General features: G+C 46.9%; 23 protein-coding genes. 1 reads left to right on the top strand and 22 read right to left on the bottom strand.

All coding sequences use genetic code 11. The features are described 5' to 3' along the window. Nucleotides 1–20 precede the first annotated feature (20 nt). The 12 genes from pth to metG all read right to left on the bottom strand — a co-directional run bounded on the left by pth (nucleotide 21) and on the right by metG (nucleotide 11,294). Entirely contained in the window at nucleotides 21–578 is a 558-nt protein-coding gene (pth, locus tag BBB58_RS02610; RefSeq protein WP_012727730.1) for an aminoacyl-tRNA hydrolase, read from the bottom strand. A 55-nt stretch (nucleotides 579–633) separates the two neighbouring features. Beyond that, entirely contained in the window at nucleotides 634–1,590 is a 957-nt protein-coding gene (locus BBB58_RS02605; RefSeq protein ID WP_012727731.1) for a ribose-phosphate diphosphokinase, read from the bottom strand. A gap of 45 nt (nucleotides 1,591–1,635) precedes the next feature. Then, a complete protein-coding gene (glmU, locus tag BBB58_RS02600; RefSeq protein ID WP_012727732.1) occupies nucleotides 1,636–2,991 on the bottom strand; it encodes a bifunctional UDP-N-acetylglucosamine diphosphorylase/glucosamine-1-phosphate N-acetyltransferase GlmU in 1,356 nt (451 codons plus the stop codon). A gap of 184 nt (nucleotides 2,992–3,175) precedes the next feature. Further along, a complete protein-coding gene (gene spoVG, locus BBB58_RS02595; RefSeq protein ID WP_074035297.1) occupies nucleotides 3,176–3,475 on the bottom strand; it encodes a septation regulator SpoVG in 300 nt (99 codons plus the stop codon). Nucleotides 3,476–3,615: 140 nt separating this feature from the next. After that, nucleotides 3,616–4,440, bottom strand: coding sequence for a pur operon repressor (gene purR / locus BBB58_RS02590; protein ID WP_074035296.1), 825 nt, complete (start codon nucleotides 4,438–4,440; stop codon nucleotides 3,616–3,618). A gap of 73 nt (nucleotides 4,441–4,513) precedes the next feature. Next, nucleotides 4,514–5,377 (bottom strand): 4-(cytidine 5'-diphospho)-2-C-methyl-D-erythritol kinase, encoded by an 864-nt coding sequence (gene ispE / locus BBB58_RS02585; protein ID WP_074037865.1) that lies wholly within the window; start codon nucleotides 5,375–5,377, stop codon nucleotides 4,514–4,516. A 100-nt stretch (nucleotides 5,378–5,477) separates the two neighbouring features. Then, nucleotides 5,478–5,714, bottom strand: coding sequence for a Veg family protein (locus BBB58_RS02580; RefSeq protein ID WP_012727736.1), 237 nt, complete (start codon nucleotides 5,712–5,714; stop codon nucleotides 5,478–5,480). Nucleotides 5,715–5,796: 82 nt separating this feature from the next. Further along, a complete protein-coding gene (gene rsmA, locus BBB58_RS02575; RefSeq protein WP_074035295.1) occupies nucleotides 5,797–6,675 on the bottom strand; it encodes a 16S rRNA (adenine(1518)-N(6)/adenine(1519)-N(6))-dimethyltransferase RsmA in 879 nt (292 codons plus the stop codon). After that, complete coding sequence (gene rnmV, locus BBB58_RS02570) at nucleotides 6,672–7,232, bottom strand: ribonuclease M5 (protein ID WP_074035294.1); 561 nt, start codon at nucleotides 7,230–7,232, stop codon at nucleotides 6,672–6,674. Before rnmV ends, rsmA begins: the two co-directional genes overlap by 4 nt. Beyond that, nucleotides 7,225–8,517: a 3D domain-containing protein gene (locus tag BBB58_RS02565; protein ID WP_074035292.1), complete on the bottom strand. Its 1,293-nt coding sequence runs from the start codon at nucleotides 8,515–8,517 to the stop codon at nucleotides 7,225–7,227. The genes rnmV and BBB58_RS02565 overlap by 8 nt, the downstream gene beginning before the upstream one ends. Continuing rightward, entirely contained in the window at nucleotides 8,514–9,281 is a 768-nt protein-coding gene (locus tag BBB58_RS02560; RefSeq protein WP_074035291.1) for a TatD family hydrolase, read from the bottom strand. The genes BBB58_RS02565 and BBB58_RS02560 overlap by 4 nt, the downstream gene beginning before the upstream one ends. A gap of 51 nt (nucleotides 9,282–9,332) precedes the next feature. Further along, nucleotides 9,333–11,294, bottom strand: coding sequence for a methionine--tRNA ligase (metG, locus tag BBB58_RS02555; RefSeq protein WP_074035290.1), 1,962 nt, complete (start codon nucleotides 11,292–11,294; stop codon nucleotides 9,333–9,335). Nucleotides 11,295–11,625: 331 nt separating this feature from the next. Between metG and abrB the strand changes: the two genes are divergently transcribed. After that, nucleotides 11,626–11,919 (top strand): transition state genes transcriptional regulator AbrB, encoded by a 294-nt coding sequence (gene abrB / locus BBB58_RS02550; RefSeq protein ID WP_012727742.1) that lies wholly within the window; start codon nucleotides 11,626–11,628, stop codon nucleotides 11,917–11,919. 16 nt (nucleotides 11,920–11,935) lie between these two features. On the opposite strand, the gene rsmI is transcribed toward abrB, so the two are convergent. From rsmI to BBB58_RS02505, 10 genes are read right to left on the bottom strand one after another with little or no spacing between them, the layout of a single operon-like run. Then, nucleotides 11,936–12,805 carry a 16S rRNA (cytidine(1402)-2'-O)-methyltransferase gene (rsmI, locus tag BBB58_RS02545; protein ID WP_074035288.1) on the bottom strand — a complete coding sequence of 290 codons (870 nt, stop codon included), beginning with the start codon at nucleotides 12,803–12,805 and terminating at the stop codon, nucleotides 11,936–11,938. Next, a complete protein-coding gene (locus BBB58_RS02540; RefSeq protein ID WP_012727744.1) occupies nucleotides 12,777–13,055 on the bottom strand; it encodes a GIY-YIG nuclease family protein in 279 nt (92 codons plus the stop codon). The genes rsmI and BBB58_RS02540 overlap by 29 nt, the downstream gene beginning before the upstream one ends. Then, the gene (locus BBB58_RS02535; RefSeq protein ID WP_074035286.1) at nucleotides 13,048–13,785 is read right to left on the bottom strand and encodes a tRNA1(Val) (adenine(37)-N6)-methyltransferase; all 738 of its coding nucleotides are present in this window, start codon (nucleotides 13,783–13,785) and stop codon (nucleotides 13,048–13,050) included. The genes BBB58_RS02540 and BBB58_RS02535 overlap by 8 nt, the downstream gene beginning before the upstream one ends. Nucleotides 13,786–13,845: 60 nt before the next feature. After that, nucleotides 13,846–14,181, bottom strand: a complete 336-nt coding sequence (gene yabA / locus BBB58_RS02530) for a DNA replication initiation control protein YabA (RefSeq protein ID WP_074037864.1) — start codon at nucleotides 14,179–14,181, stop codon at nucleotides 13,846–13,848. A gap of 23 nt (nucleotides 14,182–14,204) precedes the next feature. Continuing rightward, the gene (locus tag BBB58_RS02525; protein WP_074035285.1) at nucleotides 14,205–15,035 is read right to left on the bottom strand and encodes a PSP1 domain-containing protein; all 831 of its coding nucleotides are present in this window, start codon (nucleotides 15,033–15,035) and stop codon (nucleotides 14,205–14,207) included. A gap of 6 nt (nucleotides 15,036–15,041) precedes the next feature. Continuing rightward, complete coding sequence (locus BBB58_RS02520; protein ID WP_074035284.1) at nucleotides 15,042–16,034, bottom strand: DNA polymerase III delta subunit-related protein; 993 nt, start codon at nucleotides 16,032–16,034, stop codon at nucleotides 15,042–15,044. Nucleotides 16,035–16,048: 14 nt separating this feature from the next. Beyond that, on the bottom strand, nucleotides 16,049–16,378 hold the full coding sequence (darA, locus tag BBB58_RS02515) for a cyclic di-AMP receptor DarA (RefSeq protein WP_031421800.1): 330 nt from the start codon (nucleotides 16,376–16,378) through the stop codon (nucleotides 16,049–16,051). Continuing rightward, nucleotides 16,378–17,016 carry a dTMP kinase gene (tmk, locus tag BBB58_RS02510; protein WP_074035283.1) on the bottom strand — a complete coding sequence of 213 codons (639 nt, stop codon included), beginning with the start codon at nucleotides 17,014–17,016 and terminating at the stop codon, nucleotides 16,378–16,380. Before tmk ends, darA begins: the two co-directional genes overlap by 1 nt. 3 nt (nucleotides 17,017–17,019) lie before the next feature. After that, nucleotides 17,020–17,322, bottom strand: coding sequence for an Orn/Lys/Arg family decarboxylase (locus BBB58_RS15280; protein WP_244150656.1), 303 nt, complete (start codon nucleotides 17,320–17,322; stop codon nucleotides 17,020–17,022). A 21-nt stretch (nucleotides 17,323–17,343) separates the two neighbouring features. Beyond that, nucleotides 17,344–18,438 carry an aminotransferase class I/II-fold pyridoxal phosphate-dependent enzyme gene (locus BBB58_RS02505; RefSeq protein ID WP_244150655.1) on the bottom strand — a complete coding sequence of 365 codons (1,095 nt, stop codon included), beginning with the start codon at nucleotides 18,436–18,438 and terminating at the stop codon, nucleotides 17,344–17,346. Between the last annotated feature and the right edge of the window lie 156 nt (nucleotides 18,439–18,594).

Here is an 18,594-nt window from a genome sequence, read left to right as displayed (position 1 = left end):
AAAAAGGGTACAATGACCCTTTAGTTGTATCGATTCATCAGCGCCAGCCAATCTGTATCCACAAAATCAGTGGCTGCGGTTACGGCGTTGTCGAGTGTTTCATTTAATTCTGGTAACTCGTCTTTACGATAGTTCATCAACACCCAGTCGACGACTTTAATCGGGTGCGGGGGACGACCGATTCCGAGCTTCAATCGTTTAAATTCAGCCGTTCCCAAGTGTTGAATGAGAGATTTAATCCCATTATGACCACCTGCGCTCCCTTTCGGACGGAAACGAAGTTTGCCAGGCACCATATCCAAATCGTCATAAATGACTAATAAATCATCAATTTCAATTTTATAATAATCTAAAATGGGACGGACGGCTTCACCCGACAAGTTCATATACGTGAGTGGTTTGACAAGTACAACGCGTTCACCATTGATTCTTCCCGTTCCCATAAGGGCATTAAACTTCGCTTCATTCAGCGAGATGCCATGCTTTTCGGCGAGACGGTCAATTGCTAAAAAACCGACATTGTGCCGCGTCATCTCAAACTTTTTCCCGGGATTCCCAAGACCGACGATGCATTTCATATCATTAACTCCTGAACAAAAAAGCCCAAAGGCGAATGCCTCCGGGCCTCGTTTTTTAATCGAATAGGGTACTGACCGATTTATGCTCGTGTACGCGCATAATCGCTTCCCCAAGCAAATGGGCGACCGACATTTGCTTGATCTTGCTCGAGCAAGGACGACCCGTCAAATCGATGGTATTTAAGACGACCAACTCTTTGATTGATGAATTGTCGATACGTTCCATCGCTGGACCAGAAAGGACTGGGTGTGTACAAGACGCATACACTTCTTTCGCACCCGCTTCGACGATAGCATCTGCCGCAAGTGTGATCGTTCCAGCTGTATCGATGATGTCGTCGATCAAAATCGCCGTTTTCCCTTCGACACTGCCGACGATATTCATGACTTCAGCGACGTTCGCTTTCGGACGACGCTTGTCAATGATAGCAATCGGCGCTTTCAAACGTTCTGCCAATTTACGTGCACGTGTCACGCCACCGTGGTCTGGAGAAACGACCACGATATCTTTCGCTTGAAACTCTTCTGTTTCAAAGTAAGTCGAGATGAGCGGTACACCAAGTAATTGGTCAACCGGAATATTGAAGAATCCTTGAATTTGCGCTGCATGCAAATCCATCGTGATGACGCGTGTGGCACCCGCTACTGTAAGAAGGTCAGCGACAAGTTTCGCCGTGATCGGTTCACGCGAGCGTGCTTTACGGTCTTGACGTGCGTACCCATAATACGGCATCACGATGTTGATCGTACGGACAGAAGCACGTTTGAGTGCATCGATCATGACGAGCAATTCCATGAGCGTTTCGTTTACAGGCGAGCTTGTTGATTGGATGACATACACATCATCTCCACGAACACTTTCCTCGATGTTGATATAGAGTTCACCGTCGCTGAAACGTTTGACTTGGCAATCGCTGAGCGGGACACCAATTTCTTTCGCGATTTCTTCAGCAAGCGGGCGGTTCGAGTTTAAGCTAAATAGACGAATTTCTCGTTCGTATACAGTAGACATGTTTAGGATTCTCCTCCGTTGTTTTCCATAATGATTGGCAGCAAGTTATCGTTTTGTGTAGCCTTCTTTATTCGTTTGGCGTTCGCGTGCAATCGCTAGCGCCTCTTCTGGTACATCACTCGTAATCGTCGATCCAGCAGCGACAATCGCGCCTTTCCCGACTTTTACAGGGGCAATCAAGTTGACGTTACAGCCAACGAATGCATCGTCTTCCACGACTGTCTCGAACTTGTTCTTACCGTCATAGTTCACTGTGATTGATCCACAGCCTAAGTTGACGCGCTCACCGATTGACGCATCCCCGATATAGCTCAGGTGTGACGCTTTCGCACCGTCACCGAACGTCGATTTTTTAATCTCTACAAAGTTGCCGACGCGCGTGTTCGCACCGAGGACAGCTTGTTGACGTAAGTGAGCGAACGGTCCGACTTGAGCCGCCTCACCGATTCGGCTATCAGTCACGACAGACTGGCGTACGACGGCATGGTCTTCAATCACACTGTTGCGGATGTCCGAGTTTGGTCCGATGACACATTCTGAGCCAATCGTCGTCTTGCCAAGAATGACCGTTCCCGGATAAATGACCGTATCCGATCCGATGACCACGTCTGGTGAAATGTACGTCGATGCCGGGTCCATGAAGGTAACCCCTTCACGCATGAGACGCTCATTTGTCCGCTTGCGCATGATGGCTTCCGCTTGCGACAAGGCGACGCGGTCATTGACCCCAATCGTCTCATCAAACGTCGGTGCTGTATGCGCCGCAACCACTTCGCCCGCTTCTTTTGCGATTGAAATGACGTCAGGTAAGTAATATTCGCCCTGTGCATTGTTGTTACCGACTTGTTTGAGCGCATCGAACAACAATTCGTTATCGAATACGTACGTCCCTGTGTTGATTTCATTGATGGCAAGTTCTGCTTCTGAAGCATCTTTATGTTCCACGACTTTCGTCACATTCCCATCTTCACCACGAACGACTCGACCATATCCGGTCGCATCGTCAGCAATCGCAGTCAACACCGTGACTTTTGCTTGTTGCGCTTCGTGATGCGCGAGAAGGGCTTCTAACGTCTCTGCCGTGAGTAACGGTGTATCTCCACAGACGACAAGCGTCGCCCCTGATTTACCCGCAAGTTCTGCTTCAGCCATCTGAACAGCATGTCCTGTTCCAAGCTGCTCTTCCTGGACCGCATACTCTACCCGTGTGCCGAGCGTGTCTTGTACCGCTTCCGCCCCATGGCCAACGATTACGATTTGACGACTGACACCGATTTGGTCTAACTGATCGACAACATGTTCGACCATTGGTTTCCCTAGAACCGGATGAAGTACTTTATATAACTTCGACTTCATTCGCGTCCCTTTTCCTGCTGCCAAAATGACTGCAAAACGCTCCATGCTTGATTCGCTCCTATCTCACAACAGCTGTGATTGGTCTGTATAGTTCGGCTTTTCTGCAACTAAATCCTATTTACACCGTTTCTACTATATCGAAACCATGCCTTCGTTTCAATAGTTGTACCGTTCCTTAACCAATGAAACGCAAAAAAACAGCGGTAGGCAACCTAACCGCTGTTTTCTGTCATTCATGTGTACCGTGTGACACATGTTGTGGGTCAAGGATTTCCACATCCATATTGGAATAGGTTTCCAATACAGCCGCTTCGACCTTTTGTCGCATCTCCCCGTTAATCGGATGCGCAATATCCCGAAAAATCCCTTCTGGTGTCCGTTTGCTCGGCATGGCGACAAATAGACCGCTACTTCCTTCGATGATTCGAAGATCATGTACAACGAATTCATGGTCAAGTGTGATTGAGGCCAACGCTTTCATTCTGCCTTCTGTCGCGACTTTGCGAATTTTTACGTCTGTGATCTGCATGTTTCGCATCCCCTTTTTCATCGTTGTCTACGCCATGGTGTGGTCTTCTGTAAGGTTCAGTTGGTTTCAAACGAACGTCATGACTCCATATTGATAACTCTATACCCTCTAATCATAAAACGAAATCAAAATTTTGCCAATCACTTTAAGAATTGTTCCACATTCCCCCGCGAAATGGTGACAAGCCCTTCATCAGGATCGACATTCGTCAATTTCATCAAGCTGACGTATTCACTCACCATCTTTTTCTCGGCCCCTTCGGCCTCCATCAAGACACCGACACCCGCAAGATTGGCTTCAAATTCATTCAAGAGGCTCATCATCCCACGAATCGTCCCGCCGGCCTTCATGAAATCATCAATCAAAAGCACATTCGCACCACGTGGCAGACTGCGACGTGCAAGCGCCATCGTACGAATCGCTTTCGATGAACCTGATACATAGTTGATGCTGACCGTCGAACCTTCTGTGACACGGCTATCTGAACGCACAATCACAAACGGAACGCCCAACTGTTCAGCGACCGCATAGGCAAGGGGAATCCCTTTCGTCGCAATCGTCATGACGACATCGACTTTCCGGTCAGCGAAAAAGGACGCAAAAACCTGCCCCATCGGTTTCACTTGGCTTGGATTACCTAGTACATCTGTGAGGTAGAGATAGCCTCCTGGTAAGAGACGCTCCGGTTTTGATAGTTGCTCACAGAGCGTATCAATCATCTCCAGCGATTTTTCTTTACTCCATCCTGGGATAAACATGACACCACCGGCTGCACCAGGGACAGTGACCAGTTTTCCGATCCCATCATGGGACAACATTTCACTGACAATGACAAGGTCTTCGCTAATCGACGACTTTGCAGCTTTATAGCGACTTGAAAACATCGACAACGAGACAAGCTGATGCGGATGATCAAGTAAATAACGGGTCATATCGACGAGACGACCACTTCTACGAATTTTCATACGGATTCTCCTTCACATCTTCAATAATAAACGAATGTTCTATTGAAAATATATCACTTTCATTCGTTTTTTTTCAATGTCTTTTGCCGAGAATCCGAACGACGAACACTTCTGGGCAAAATCCTTTCAATCCATTATAGATTCGATGCGCTTTTTGTTCATGTTTGATCAGCGCAAACACGGTCGGTCCGCTTCCACTCATGAGAACACCTTCCGCTCCGCAATGACGCATCGTTTCTTTGATTTGTTTCACTTCCGGGTGAAGCTTAAGTGTCACACTCTCAAGTGAGTTACCAAGGTGTTCACAGATTCCATGGAAATCTTTTTTACCAATCGCCTCCACCATGGCCTCGGTATCAGGGTGATGCACCTCTTCCATACGCACTGCCCGATACACATCTGCCGTCGATACCCCGATTTTCGGTTTACCGAGAACGACATAGCACGGTGGCGGGGCCGGAATCATTTCTAACTGTTCACCACGACCACGGGCGATAGCTGTTCCGCCGATGACACAAAATGAGACGTCCGATCCAATCTCGGCACCGAGCTCTGCTAGCTCCTCTAACGACAAGTTCAATGAAAACAGTTCGTTCATCCCACGGAGCGTTGCCGCTGCATCACTCGAGCCACCTGCAAGGCCAGCTGCCACGGGAATCTGTTTATCGAGCACAATCTCGACCCCTTGCTGAATGTTAAAACGTTCGCGCAACAATTCTGCTGCTCGATACGCCAAATTCCGATGATCATTCGGCACATAGGCGTGTTCTGATTGAATCCGAATCTCATCCGACTCTAAAACTGTCAACTCCAAGCGATCTGCCAAGTCGACTGTCGTCATTACCATTTCTACTTCATGATAGCCGTCCGGACGCTTTCCAAGGACATCAAGTGTCAAATTAATTTTTGCCGGCGCTTTCACACTGATCGTGCGCATCACGTTCACCCTTCCCATTTGTCTCCTGTTCGCCATTGTACCGTAAAAGGGCGCACAAAAAAAGAAGCAGCTGCCAATGCATCCGCCCCTCATTTATAAATCAATTGCCGAATTCAATTTTAACTGTATCCGTTAGGACATCAGCGTAGCTATACGAGACACGTTCCACATTATGCAGGTCTTCATCCAATTTCACAACGAACACCGCAGGATATGTCTCAACGAGCGTTCCAAACCGAGTAACAACTTTCTTACGACCGCCGTTTGCTTTCAACGTCAATCGTTCACCAACATGCGATTCGAGTTTTTGTCTGATTTCTTGTAACGTCTTTGGCATACGCTTCACCTCACTGTTACAAGTATAGCATAATTGAATATGAAAATAAAGATTAATATTATAACGACTCGTTTTCAGGTCGTCAACTATTTTTAAGTGGTAAAATTGTGTCAGACAAACGTGCGAATTCTTCTAGGCTTAACGTCTCTCCACGACGTTTCGGATCGATTCCAGCCTCGTGAAGCGAACGTTCGAGTTCGACTTTATGTTCTTTCCCGATATAGTTTGTCAAATTGTTCAGGATGGTTTTACGGCGCTGAGCGAAGCTTGCTCGGGCCAAATCAAAGAAAAATGCTTCGTCTTTCACTTGTACGGCCGGTTCTTTGCGCATCCGTAGTGTAATGACGGCCGAATCGACGTTCGGCGCTGGGATGAACACGTTTTTCGGCACGATGAAACTGACTTCTGCTTCCGCATAATACTGAATCGCAATCGATAGCGAACCGTATGCTTTCGTGCCTGGTTTTGCTCCAATCCGTTCTGCCACTTCTTTTTGAATCATCATGACGAGCGAGCGGAACTTAACGCCGCTCTCAAGCAAACGCATGATGATTGGTGTCGTGACGTAGTAAGGTAAGTTGGCGACAACCGAAATATCTTCAATACCTTCGTTTAAAAATTCTTGCTCTACGATTTCCCGTAAGTTCAGTTCCAATGCATCTCCATGGATGACTTTCACATGCGGATAAGGCGACATCGTATCATCTAAAATCGGCAAAAGACGTTGGTCGATTTCAAGCGCAACGACTTTTTTGGCACGCTTGGCCGATTGTTCGGTCAATGAGCCGATTCCAGGACCGATTTCAAGGACACCGCTCGCTTCACTCAGTTCCGCTGCTCCGACAATTTTACTCAAGATGTTCAAATCGATTAAAAAGTTTTGACCGAGCGATTTTTTGAATGAAAACCCATGTCGCTCTAAAATCGCTTTCGTTCGTTGGATTGTTGCAATGTCTTTCAACCCTGTTCCTCCTCTAATTGAGCAAGTGCCTGCTCCCACTCTTCAATCGTGACGCCGAGCGCCTCGACCCGTTTTACAAATTGTTTGGCATTCGGCTCACCGATTCGAAGCAACACCCCGAGTCGCTTCCGACGCGTCGCGGCCGCTGCTCCACCGATTAAATCCGCCTCCAACACCATTTTCCGTGTGACGATTGGTTGGTCCGTTTCGACACGCGGTTCAAACACTGCTCCTAAGACACGGCGAAGTGACTCCGGACTCGCATGTTCCACACCGATTTTCCCACGCTTGTCCTTCGCCTCGGCCCGAGGCAAGTGTGCGTGCTTACATCCTTTGACGCGTTCCTCGACAATCGCCCGAATACGATCTCCTGGATAATCTGGGTCCGTCAAAATGATGACCCCGCGCTTCTCCTGAGCACGACGGATTCGTTCAATCGTCTGATCGGATACGGCAGACCCGTTCGTTTCAATCGTATCGACGTCGAACACTTCTTGAAGTCGCGCCGTGTCGTCACGCCCTTCTACAACGATAATTTCTTGTATTTTCTCACGCATTGTCTGATCCTTCTTTCTCTTCTTCCTGCTTTGGAATCACCCAGATGGTGAGTGGTTTACGACCAAACGTTACGGCCTCTTCCTTTTCATCCATCATGATATCGATTTTTTGTTTTTTTATTGCACTTCCTGTATCCAAGGCAATCGCCATACCGATACCCTCGACATATACACGGGTCCCGAGTGGAATGATGGCAGGGTCGACCGCAATGATGCGCATGCCTTCATACAAAATCGTGTCGGTTACATCATATCCGCTTCTTGTCAGCACGCGTCCGTCGTATGTTACCGTGTCTTCCGGGTTGTTCGTATAAGCGGTCGCTTCCACAAGCAATTGTATCGCAGATGAAAAATCGAGTACGTCATCTGTTTTCGGCGGTTCGGCAATCTCGACTTCAGCTTCCGGAATGAATGGGCTCGATTCATCCGCGGTCGTTGACTCAGGCTCGGTTATCGGTTCTGCGACTTTCTTCGTTCCCACTTTGATAATCTGCGGCATCGTTTTACGCAATGTCTCGACATCTGTTTTCGTACGATTTGTAATTGTACCATTTTCCACAGTAAGTGCATACCTTGTCCGTTCAAGTCCAGGAACCCCGACCTGCACCATTTGCATCACACCTTCTTCGAGCGTATCATCCTCTTCCTCGACCACTTCAAACGGGATCAACTCACTCTCATATTGAACGACATCACGATTCGTATTGACCGTAATCGTCAATCCTTCTCGTATCGGCGTGGAAGGGGCCGGCATTACCGTATCACTTTCCGTCACATCGATGTTCTCTTGCATTAAGAGTTGCTCCACATCCGTAGCCATTGTATAAATCGTCAACGCCTCTTGACCGACAATGAGATTCACGGCCACGACCGGTTGATATCGAATCGTCATCCCATTCGTCACCGGTGTACGGACTGATGGATACACCGTATCTCCGTCTCGTACCGTGACTCCGTATCGCAGTAAGACATCCTCTACAGTCCGCTCGCGCGTCTGCACCGTCTCCGTTTGACCGTAGCCAATCTGAAGTGAGACCTCGTGTGAACGCTCAATCCGGATTAGACGGTCGTCTGGTACATCTTCACTGAGCGCCGGTGTGACATAATCTGATTCATCTAGTGTGATATTTAACTCTTCGAGCACCTCGAGAACCGAGTCGGCTCGTGTCTCATGCTCGATCACCACACCGTCATCGACGATTCGAATCGATTCAGGTTGTAACATCACGTACGCCACAGAAGCCGTCGCAATAATACCGATACTCGCTAATACACGCTTGATCATGGGAGTCGGAACAACTTCTTCGCGTTGACTGTCGTAGCAGCAGCGATTTCATCGTAAGGCATATCGCGAAGAGTGGCGATTTCTTCGGCTACATATTTGACGTACGCTGGTTCATTTCGTTTTCCACGGAACGGTGTTGGGGTCAAGTACGGGCAGTCCGTCTCGACAAGCAGACGATCCAGTGGCACTTCTTGCGCCACCGCCTTCGGAACTTTCGCATTTTTAAACGTGACCGGTCCTCCTAACGAAATATAGAAGTTCAAGTCTAGGCACCGAGGCAAAAGTTCGACGGACATGCTGTAACTATGGAACACACCACCGACTTCCTCAGCATGCTCTTCTTCTAAAATATCAAGGACATCTGCCGTTGCTTCTCGATTATGAATGACAATTGGCATATTCGTTCGCTTGGCAATGGCGATCTGTTGACGGAAGAGGTGCTGTTGCACGTCTTTCGGTGATTTGTCCCAATGATAATCGAGACCGATTTCACCGAGTGCCATGACTTTCGGATGACTCATGAGTGTTTCGATTCGTGCTAAATCCGCATCCGTACAGTCAATCGCATCGACAGGATGCCATCCGACAATGGCATAAATATCTTCATGCGTTTCTGCCAGTTCAATGGCTCGATCGATGGTCGGTGTATCAAATCCAACAACGAGTAGCGGAGAAACGCCCGCTTCTCTCGCTCGCTCAATCGTCTCCTCCACGTCTTCACTGAACTGTTCCGCATTGATGTGCGTATGTGTATCAATTAACATCTTGTTTCCTCCTTAGAAAAAGAGAGGGAGACCGCGGTCTCCCCCATTCCATTATTTGACGATGGCACCGTTCGGCATCTGGTCTGAGACCGTCGCGAGCTCTAGTTTCCCGTCACGATCTGCAGCTAGAATCATCCCTTGCGAGAGTTCTCCACGGAGCTTGACTGGTTTCAAGTTTGCGACAACGATGACTTTCTTGCCAACCAAATCTTCAGGGGCATACCATTCAGCGATACCAGACACGATTTGACGCGTCTCTTTCCCAAGGTCGACTTGAAGTTTCAACAGTTTCTTCGCTTTTTTTATCTTTTCGGCTTCGACGATTTGACCGACACGGAATTCGACTTGGTCGAAGACATCAATCGTGATTTCAGGACGAATGTCTTCGTCAGCTTCTTCTACTGATGCCGTCTCCGTCTCTTCAATCCGTGCTTTAGACGCCTGACGCATCATTTCTTGGATTGCATCGACTTCTTCTTTCACATCACGACGTGGGAAAATCGGTGTCCCGTCCGTCACGACTGCGTCACTAAAGTCTGCGAATGTATCCAACGCCTCCCATGACATGTCCTCTCCCTCGAGTCCGAGCTGACGGAACATCTCTTTTGGAGCGCGCGTCATGAATGGTTGAATCATGATGGCAACATGACGAAGTACGCCCGCAAGATGTGTCATGACAGAAGCCAGCTCCTCGCGCTTCGACTCCTCTTTCACGAGAACCCATGGTTGTGTCTCATCGATATATTTATTCGCACGGCTGACGAGTTGCCAAATGTTTGTGAGTGCGACCGAAAACTCCATGTGCTCCATGGCTTCTTCTGTTTTGCGTGTCGTCTCTTTCACCACGTTCAACAATTCTGCATCAAATGCCGTGACATTTCCGTTATATGCCGGAATCTTTCCGTCGAAGTACTTTTTAATCATCGCAATGGTGCGATTCAATAAGTTTCCGAGGTCGTTCGCTAAATCAAAGTTCAAGCGGTCAACGAACGCTTCCGGCGTGAACGTGCCATCCGCTCCGAATGGAACTTCACGGAGAAGGTAATAGCGGACCGAGTCGAGGCCGTAACGGTCAATCAATGGAATCGGGTCCACGACGTTCCCTTTCGATTTCGACATCTTCCCATCCTTCATGAGCAACCATCCGTGCGCAAATACTTGCTTCGGTAATGGAAGGTCAAGCGCCATTAAGAGGGCTGGCCAAATGATCGTATGGAAACGTACGATTTCTTTCCCTACCAAATGAACGTCTGCTGGCCAGTAACGGTTGAAGAGTTCATCGTTGTCTGTGCCGTATCCGAGTGATGAGATATAGTTTGTGAGCGCATCGACCCATACGTACACGACGTGCTTCGGGTTCGATGGAACTTGTACGCCCCAGTCAAATGTCGTACGTGATACAGCCAAATCTTGAAGACCTGGCTTTAAGAAGTTATTGATCATCTCGGTTTTACGAGATTCTGGCAAAATAAAATCAGGATGTGACTCAAAATATTCAATCAAGCGGTCCGCGTATTTACTGAGGCGGAAGAAGTAGCACTCCTCACGAACGAGTTCGACCGGATGTCCACTGTCAGGACTTTTTCCATCGACGAGCTGCGATTCAGTGTAGTATGTCTCATCCGGTACGGAATACCATCCTTCGTACTCACCGAGGTAGATGTCCCCATTTTTAAGTAATGTCTCGAAAACATGCTCGACCACTTTCTTATGACGGTCCTCTGTCGTACGGATGTAGTCATCGTACGAGATTTCAAGACGGTCCCATAAGACCTTGATCTCTTCCACGACTTCATCCACGAAAGCTTGTGGCGTCACGCCTGCTTCTTTCGCTTTTTCTTGAATCTTTTGACCGTGCTCATCCGTTCCTGTCAAATAACGGACATCAAAACCTTTTAAGCGTTTGTAGCGCGCAATCGCATCACCTGCTACCGTGGTATATGCGTGACCGATGTGCAGTTTTGCACTCGGATAATAAATTGGGGTTGTAATATAAAAAGTCGGCTTCGCCATGATTTATTCTCCATCCTTTCGACATATGCAATTTCCATTATACACGGTTCGACAAAAGAATTTCCAAACCTAATTGTTTGGAATTTTTTTGTTTTTTCTTCGTCAAAAATGTTCCAAAAATACCCTTTCTTTGTTTCAAGTTCAAACTTACGGGGAAATTTAGGTATATATCGCTCTTGATTCGACAAATTTCGAAAATTTACTTTTCCAGATAGTAAGCAGTTGACTGCAATTGGAAAGTTTAGTATGCTTTTTGTTGTAGTCACATTGTCGAATTTTGACGATTCATGTCACCACGAGATTTCGACATCATTGGAGGAGGAAACACAAAATGAAATCTACAGGTATTGTACGTAAGGTTGATGAGCTTGGTCGTGTCGTTATTCCAATCGAATTGCGTCGTACACTCGGTATTGCAGAGAAAGATGCTCTCGAGATTTACGTCGACAACGATCAAATCGTTTTGAAAAAATATAAGCCAAACATGACTTGCCAAGTTACAGGTGAAGTATCAGATGATAACTTCAAATTGGCAGACGGCAAACTCATCTTGTCACCAGAAGGTGCACAACGTGTTCTCGTTGAGTTGAAGAACATGCTCGAAAATTACTACAGCGAAGAGTAAGCAAGGATTTCCTTGCTTACTCTTTTTTATGCAATTGATGATACGTATCGTATACATCATTCCGAGACTCGCCGCGGTCTTTCGCAGTCTGTTTGATTGCCGCGTTTGGTTTCAGCCCTTCTTTGATATAGTGAACCACGTGCTCGTATGCAGATAGTGTTTCCCACCATGTTGTCGTAGGTGCCGCCTCTGTCGCTCCACTCACCAAGACGACAAACTCACCACGCACTTCACCCTCACACCATGTCAACGCCTCATCCACAGTTCCTCTCAAAAACTCTTCAAACGTTTTTGTCAGTTCACGACCTAATACGATTTGTCGATTCCCGAACACTTGTCGAATCGCTGTCAACATCTCTTTCAAACGATGAGGAGCCTCATAAAAAATGACGGTGCCAGGTTCGTATTGAATCGATTCGAGAACCTCAACCCGATCCTTCTTCTTACGCGGCAAGAAACCGTAATAGAGAAAACGTTCAGTTGCAAGACCGGATGCGACGAGTGCCGTGAGTGCTGCATTCGCACCGGGTAAGACGACAACCGGGATGTTTTCCTCAATGGCTAATCGCACGAGATCGCTTCCCGGGTCTGAGATTCCAGGCATACCTGCATCTGAGACAACGGCAATCGATTTCCCTGACAACAGATCGTCAATCAGTCTTGGACCACTCACTTCTTTATTGTGTTCATGATAGCTAATCAATTTTGTCGCAATGTCAAAGTGTCGGCAAAGCTTCATCGTTTGTCGTGTGTCTTCCGCTGCGATTAAGTCTACTTCCTGAAGGGTTCGTACCGCGCGATACGTCATATCCTCCAAGTTTCCAATTGGGGTCGGCACGACATACAACGTCGGTTGTTCAGTTTGATAGCTCTTCTGTGAATTCATTGGTCGTCCCCTCCATCAACTTCTCTTTTTGTGCTCGGGTCAATTGCTTGATGGACCATTCGTATCGCATGGCCTCCCGCTTCGTCTCAAACGATTGTACGTACCGAAGTCGTACAGGGAGACGAGCTTTCGTATATTTCGCACCTTTCCCGGCATTATGTGCAAGGAGTCGCTTTTCCACGTCTGTCGTATAGCCCGTGTAGTACGTTCCATCACCGCATTCCAAGATGTACGTATAATGTTTAGGCATCGAGAATAACTCGCATCGCTTCTGTATACGTATCGTCTTCTTCATAGACAACAAATGGCGGTAAAATTTTAAGACCTGCTTTTCCATCTTTCGATCCCTCGATTAATAAGGTATTCGCCTCGCGTCCCGCTTTCGGGTAAACGAGTTGCATTCGTTTTGGTTCAATTCGATACGCACGCATCAACGTCAGGATATCAAGTAAACGTTCTGGCCGATGTACGAACGCCACTTTCCCTCCCGGTTTGACGAGTTGACTGGCCGTCCTGATGCAATCTTCCAGCGTGCACAGCACTTCATGGCGCGCAATCGTATGATGCTCATTTTGATTTCGGAGTGACGTCTCGTTCGCTAAAAAGTAGGGCGGGTTACAAGTGACTACGTCATATCGTGCATGCCCGAGCTGCGTCGCTGCCGTTTTCACATCGCCCTCCACCACTCGAATTCGCTCTTCAAGACGATTGACCGCCATGCTTCGATTCGCCATGTCGACCAGTTTCGATTGAATCTCCACACCTGTTATCGTTCCTTTTGTACGATATGACAAAAAGAGCGGGATTGCCCCGGTGCCAGCACACAAATCGACCAGTTGTCCTTTTTGGATAGGCACCCATACAAACTCTGCAAGCAGTACCGCATCTAATGAAAATGAGAACACATCATCACTTTGAATGATTTTACCTGGACGTCCGAGCAAATCATCAAGGCGTTCTCCATCCTTAACCGTTACCATCGTTTCCTCCTTCTATAAAAGAAAGGCGACGGATAGGGAACCCCTATCTATCGCCCCGTATTAATGTTTATTGAGCATCGACAAACAGAAGAGACAGTCCCCATCTTTTCGTACCTGTCCGTAATGGAGGTTACAAATGTGGAATCCTTCTTGATACAGCGCAGCCAAATTGTTCTGCCCTTTCCCAGACAAAGCGATTTGTGAATCACCATTTGTCGTATCAACTTCTGCCAATTGTTCGACTTTTTTTCGTAAGTGATGATTCTCTAGATACATATGCTGGTTCTCTTCAAGCAAATAAGCGAGCTGCTCTTTTAACACGCCTAAATGTTCGGTGAGGAGCTGCATCTGTTGCTCGATCGCATCCACCCGCATCATCACTTCTTTTTTGTTCATTCTTTCCACTGCTCAGCACCCCATCACTGTTTTGACGGTTTTCGTTTAATCGCACCCACTTCAACGAGTTCATCAATCGTATACGTGACGACACGCGTCCGATCGTGGAGCTCGACTTGAATGAGTTGGTCCAAAATGTTAAGACCGATTACCCGACCATCACCTTCTGGAATTTTGATTCGCTTGCCGACGTCTGGTAAATCACGTTTCAGTTCTTCATATGTGTCATTCTCATATTTCAAACAGCACATCAGACGACCACATACTCCAGAGATCTTATTCGGATTCAACGAGAGATTCTGGTCTTTGGCCATTTTGATCGAGACCGGTTCGAATTCCCCAAGAAATGACGAGCAGCAAAGAACCCGACCACATGGCCCAATCCCGCTAAGGAGTTTCGCTTCATCACGAACACCGATTTGTCGGAGCTCGATTCGTGTCCGAAACACACTAGCTAAGTCTTTTACCAATTCTCGAAAGTCGACGCGACCCTCGGCAGTAAAATAAAAGATCACTTTATTGCGATCAAATGTATACTCAACATCAACTAGCTTCATTTCTAATTGATGTTCTCGAATTTTTTCTTCACAGACGGCGTGAGCATCAACGGCTGCCAGTCGATTATCGCGTACGATATCCGCATCCTTTTGGTCCGCGACACGAAGGATTGTCTTCAACGGCAGGACGACTTCGTCTTCGCCGAGCTGCTTGTTGACTTGGACGATTTCCCCATACTCAATGCCACGTACCGTTTCAACGATGACATGGTCCCCACGTTTAAGCGTTGCATCGCCTGGTGAAAAGTAATAGATTTTTCCCGCTTCTTTAAAACGGACTCCAACTACTTCAAGCACGCGCTTCTATCCTTTCTGCAAATCGAACGAAAGTCGTTCGAACGTTAATTGAGGATTGACGTTTGCCTCAAGTCGCCAAATGGCCGCATGTACACTTTCAATCGCATGTGTAAGCTTCGTGACAGATCGATTTTGGATAAATGCGTTGTACAAGGCGGCCTCATTCTTAAATAGCTTCGGAGCATACATATCTCGCACTTTTAAATGAAGTGCCTCCTCTAGCCAATGTTCGAATAATTCAAGACCGACTCGCAACTCATTCCGTCCTTTGAAATGCCCTAACCATTTTTTTTTTTCGAACAAGAGCAACTCTTGAGGTCGTTTCGTCAATACTTCAATTAATTGTACCACTAGCCCATACGCCTGTACAAACCACTCCTGCTCAAGCGCTTCTTTCGCGTCATCCCATTTCGGATAAACGGTCAAGGCAAGGTATGCCAAATCATACGTACAGGACAGTTCTTCTGACATCGTTTGCGCCAATTGGGCTCGGTCGATAGGACGAAAAGCAAGTTGTTGCGCGCGCGAACGAATCGTCGGAAGAAGCAACTGTGGTTGTGTCGTCACTAAAATAGCAAGCTTTCCTACTCCCGGTTCTTCAAAGAATTTCAGTAGACTGTTTGCCGCTTGAGTCGTCATCTTGTGCGCTTGATGAATGACGTACACTTGGCGATCACCTTCAGCACCTCGTAGTGATAAATCACTGAGCAGTTGCTGTATCTGTTCTTTTTTTATACTCGCACCGTCCGGCTCCACTTCAATGTAGTCGACGATATTTTTAGAATCCATGCGCCGACAGTTTCGACACACTCCACAAGGCTCTGCACCATCTGGTGATTCACAAAATAAGGCTTTGGCGAACAATGTGGCTGTATCAAGTAAATAAGGCTCATAATCTCCTGAGAAGATATACGCGTGCCCCACTTTATTCGAAACGATTGAATTTTGAATGATGCGAGAAACGACAGTTTGCGACTCGCTCAATTCTTGAAAACGCATATGCCCAACTCCCATTAAAACTGATGGAATCCTTCAATCGGCAAGACGAATACCGTCGCCCCTCCGACTTGTACTTCGACCGGGTAAGGAATATATGAATCCGCATGTCCTCCCATCGGTGAGATCGGCGTGATCATTTGGTCGCGACTCGAGCAATTCGATTGAATCACATCCATCAAATCGTCAAGACGTTCTTGTGGAATCCCCATCATAAACGTTGTATTACCTTCTTTTAAAAATCCACCCGTCGTGGCTAATTTTGTCGCGCGGAAATCTTGCTCGACGAGTGCGTCAGACAAACGTGCGCTATCCTTATCATGTACGATTGCAATTACCATTTTCATCATATTTGTACGCCTCCTTGTTGTAGTCGTTCAATTGTATAATCAAGTACCTCATCTTGAATGCATTCAATCGATTGATCAGCATCAATCCGAACGATTCGTTCTGGATACTGTTTCAGTAACGTTTGGAATCCTGCATAGACACGCTCATGGAATGCTTGATCACGACTCTCAATTCGATCAAGCTGTCCCCGATCTTTCATACGTGCACTTGCCCGTTCCGGGTTTAAATCAAATAAAAAGGTTAGATCGGGTGTGAGACCATTCGTCGCCCATTCATTCAATGACCTAATCTGATCAAGGTCATACTGCAATCCATATCCTTGATAAGCAATGGATGCATCGATGAACCGGTCGCAGAGAACAATGGCGCCCCGCTCTAAGGCTGGCCGAATCACTTGTTCCACGTTCTGAGCCCGTGATGCGGCATAGAGCATCATCTCCACACGTGGTGTCATCTCATGATGATCGGGAGACAATAACACTTCGCGAATCTGATTCCCGACCGTTGTTCCTCCAGGTTCTCGGGTCACGACGATGTCATATCCTTTTTTTTTTTTGTTTTCTACTAATAATTGAAGTTGTGTGGACTTTCCTGATCCATCAGGTCCTTCAACCGTTATAAACATTCCGTTCACGTTTTAAAACTCCTCTACAATAACGTCAATTTGCTCTATCATAACATGCTTACTAGCTTGAAGCTTCCTCCCTAAAGAAATCCATTCCCGGAGCACACGGATTTTTTTTTTTTTAATACGCTCTCCTTTTAGAATCCATGGAATACCTGGTGGGTATGGAATCACCGTCTCTGCTGAAATCAATCCAATTGCTTGGTCGAAAAGAACTCGCTGCATTGGAAGAGCTGTTTCAGACGTATATAGTTCAGATACGCGCTCGGTTTGTGGAAATGGGAAAATCGTTTCATCGTCTTCAATGATCGGCACATGGGCAGATGCTTTTTTTTTTTATTTGATCCAATGCTCGATTTCCTGTTTCTCTATTTCCCTTAATGGCAAGCAGAATAACACATGATCGACTGCCGCCAACTCGATGTCTATGCCGATTGAGGCGAGATGCTGACTAAAGATCAATCCATTCTTTGGATAAGTCAGAATCGTCACCTTCGTAAAGTCATCTCCGACTTTTACAACAAAACCAGCTCGTTTTAATTCAAGAACAAATTGTGCATGGCTTTTTTGGATAGCAGACCATTCCTCATCCGTTAAACGTTCTAGATAAGAACGAGCATAATCCAATGAAGCCATGATGAGATAAGACGGACTCGAGGTCTGGAAAGAGGCTAATGCATGCTTCAAACGCGCTTCATCGATATTATCTTTATAGTGAACCCAAGCCCCCATCGTTAAGGCAGGCAACGTTTTATGCGCGGACTGTACGACTGCGCTCGCTCCTTCGAAGATTGCAGAGCGACGTGGCAACTGTGGATGAATTAAATGAGCGCCGTGTGCTTCATCGACAAGCAATGGAATATCTAATAGTGTCAAATAGTCTGAAATCGTTCGAATGTCTGCCATATCCCCGTAATAGGTTGGAGACGTCAACATGACGGCTCTCCCTCCAGGAAATTCTTGAATGGCCTGTTTAATCGTATCTAATGTTACGACCGTCGGGATACCTGTGCCGCGTTCAATGGTAGGCGTTAGTAATACTGGCTTTAATCCTAACCACTCGATCGCGTTCCAAATCGATTTATGTGAGTTCCGTTGAACATATACCCGTTCACCACGTTTCACTGTTGCCGCGAGCATACTCCAATTTCCCACAGTCGATCCGTTGACAAGCCATTTACTTTTACTCTCATACAACTTACCCAATGCACATTCTGCTTGCTCAATGATTCCCGAGGCATCGTGCAAATCGTCTAAATGTGCTAGCTCAGTCAAATCGTAAGGCATGACTTTTGCGAATGCATCAGGTAAGCGATCATCAACCACTGTACCGTTATGATGACCTGGTACGTGGAAAGAGACGCGGTGTTCACGAACATGCTGTTCTAGAACCTCTAAAAATGTAAATGGATTTTCCCGAGCAGGAGCCATCTGTCATTCCTCCTAAACTATCAAAATATGAAAAAAGACGATCAAGCATATGCTTGATCGTCTTCTGCGTTGGCCTGGCAACGTCCTATCCTCACAGGGAGAGATCCCCCAACTACTTTCGGCGCTGAGACGCTTAACTTCCGTGTTCGGCATGGG

This window comes from Exiguobacterium profundum (genome assembly GCF_001909285.1).
In the GTDB taxonomy this organism is placed as follows: domain Bacteria; phylum Bacillota; class Bacilli; order Exiguobacteriales; family Exiguobacteriaceae; genus Exiguobacterium; species Exiguobacterium profundum.
The sequence above is the reverse complement of the archived record's forward strand: the minus strand, read 5'-3'. Positions and strand labels throughout refer to the sequence as shown.

What these genes read in the sequence shown, in the direction of transcription:
- BBB58_RS02565 (WP_074035292.1), bottom strand. Translation starts at nt 8,517, where the DNA reads ATGATCAAGCGTGTATTAGCGAGTATCGGTATTATTGCGACGGCTTCT.
- yabA (WP_074037864.1), bottom strand. Translation starts at nt 14,181, where the DNA reads ATGAACAAAAAAGAAGTGATGATGCGGGTGGATGCGATCGAGCAACAG.
- rnmV (WP_074035294.1), bottom strand. Translation starts at nt 7,232, where the DNA reads ATGCGTGAGAAAATACAAGAAATTATCGTTGTAGAAGGGCGTGACGAC.
- BBB58_RS02605 (WP_012727731.1), bottom strand. Translation starts at nt 1,590, where the DNA reads ATGTCTACTGTATACGAACGAGAAATTCGTCTATTTAGCTTAAACTCG.
- darA (WP_031421800.1), bottom strand. Translation starts at nt 16,378, where the DNA reads ATGAAAATGGTAATTGCAATCGTACATGATAAGGATAGCGCACGTTTG.
- BBB58_RS02580 (WP_012727736.1), bottom strand. Translation starts at nt 5,714, where the DNA reads ATGCCAAAGACGTTACAAGAAATCAGACAAAAACTCGAATCGCATGTT.
- BBB58_RS02535 (WP_074035286.1), bottom strand. Translation starts at nt 13,785, where the DNA reads ATGGTAACGGTTAAGGATGGAGAACGCCTTGATGATTTGCTCGGACGT.
- BBB58_RS02505 (WP_244150655.1), bottom strand. Translation starts at nt 18,438, where the DNA reads ATGGCTCCTGCTCGGGAAAATCCATTTACATTTTTAGAGGTTCTAGAA.
- purR (WP_074035296.1), bottom strand. Translation starts at nt 4,440, where the DNA reads ATGAAAATTCGTAGAAGTGGTCGTCTCGTCGATATGACCCGTTATTTA.
- spoVG (WP_074035297.1), bottom strand. Translation starts at nt 3,475, where the DNA reads ATGCAGATCACAGACGTAAAAATTCGCAAAGTCGCGACAGAAGGCAGA.
- BBB58_RS02540 (WP_012727744.1), bottom strand. Translation starts at nt 13,055, where the DNA reads ATGCCTAAACATTATACGTACATCTTGGAATGCGGTGATGGAACGTAC.
- BBB58_RS02520 (WP_074035284.1), bottom strand. Translation starts at nt 16,034, where the DNA reads ATGCGTTTTCAAGAATTGAGCGAGTCGCAAACTGTCGTTTCTCGCATC.
- BBB58_RS02560 (WP_074035291.1), bottom strand. Translation starts at nt 9,281, where the DNA reads ATGTTAATTGATACACATACGCACATCAATGCGGAACAGTTCAGTGAA.
- pth (WP_012727730.1), bottom strand. Translation starts at nt 578, where the DNA reads ATGAAATGCATCGTCGGTCTTGGGAATCCCGGGAAAAAGTTTGAGATG.
- metG (WP_074035290.1), bottom strand. Translation starts at nt 11,294, where the DNA reads ATGGCGAAGCCGACTTTTTATATTACAACCCCAATTTATTATCCGAGT.
- abrB (WP_012727742.1), top strand. Translation starts at nt 11,626, where the DNA reads ATGAAATCTACAGGTATTGTACGTAAGGTTGATGAGCTTGGTCGTGTC.
- glmU (WP_012727732.1), bottom strand. Translation starts at nt 2,991, where the DNA reads ATGGAGCGTTTTGCAGTCATTTTGGCAGCAGGAAAAGGGACGCGAATG.
- rsmI (WP_074035288.1), bottom strand. Translation starts at nt 12,805, where the DNA reads ATGAATTCACAGAAGAGCTATCAAACTGAACAACCGACGTTGTATGTC.
- ispE (WP_074037865.1), bottom strand. Translation starts at nt 5,377, where the DNA reads ATGCGCACGATCAGTGTGAAAGCGCCGGCAAAAATTAATTTGACACTT.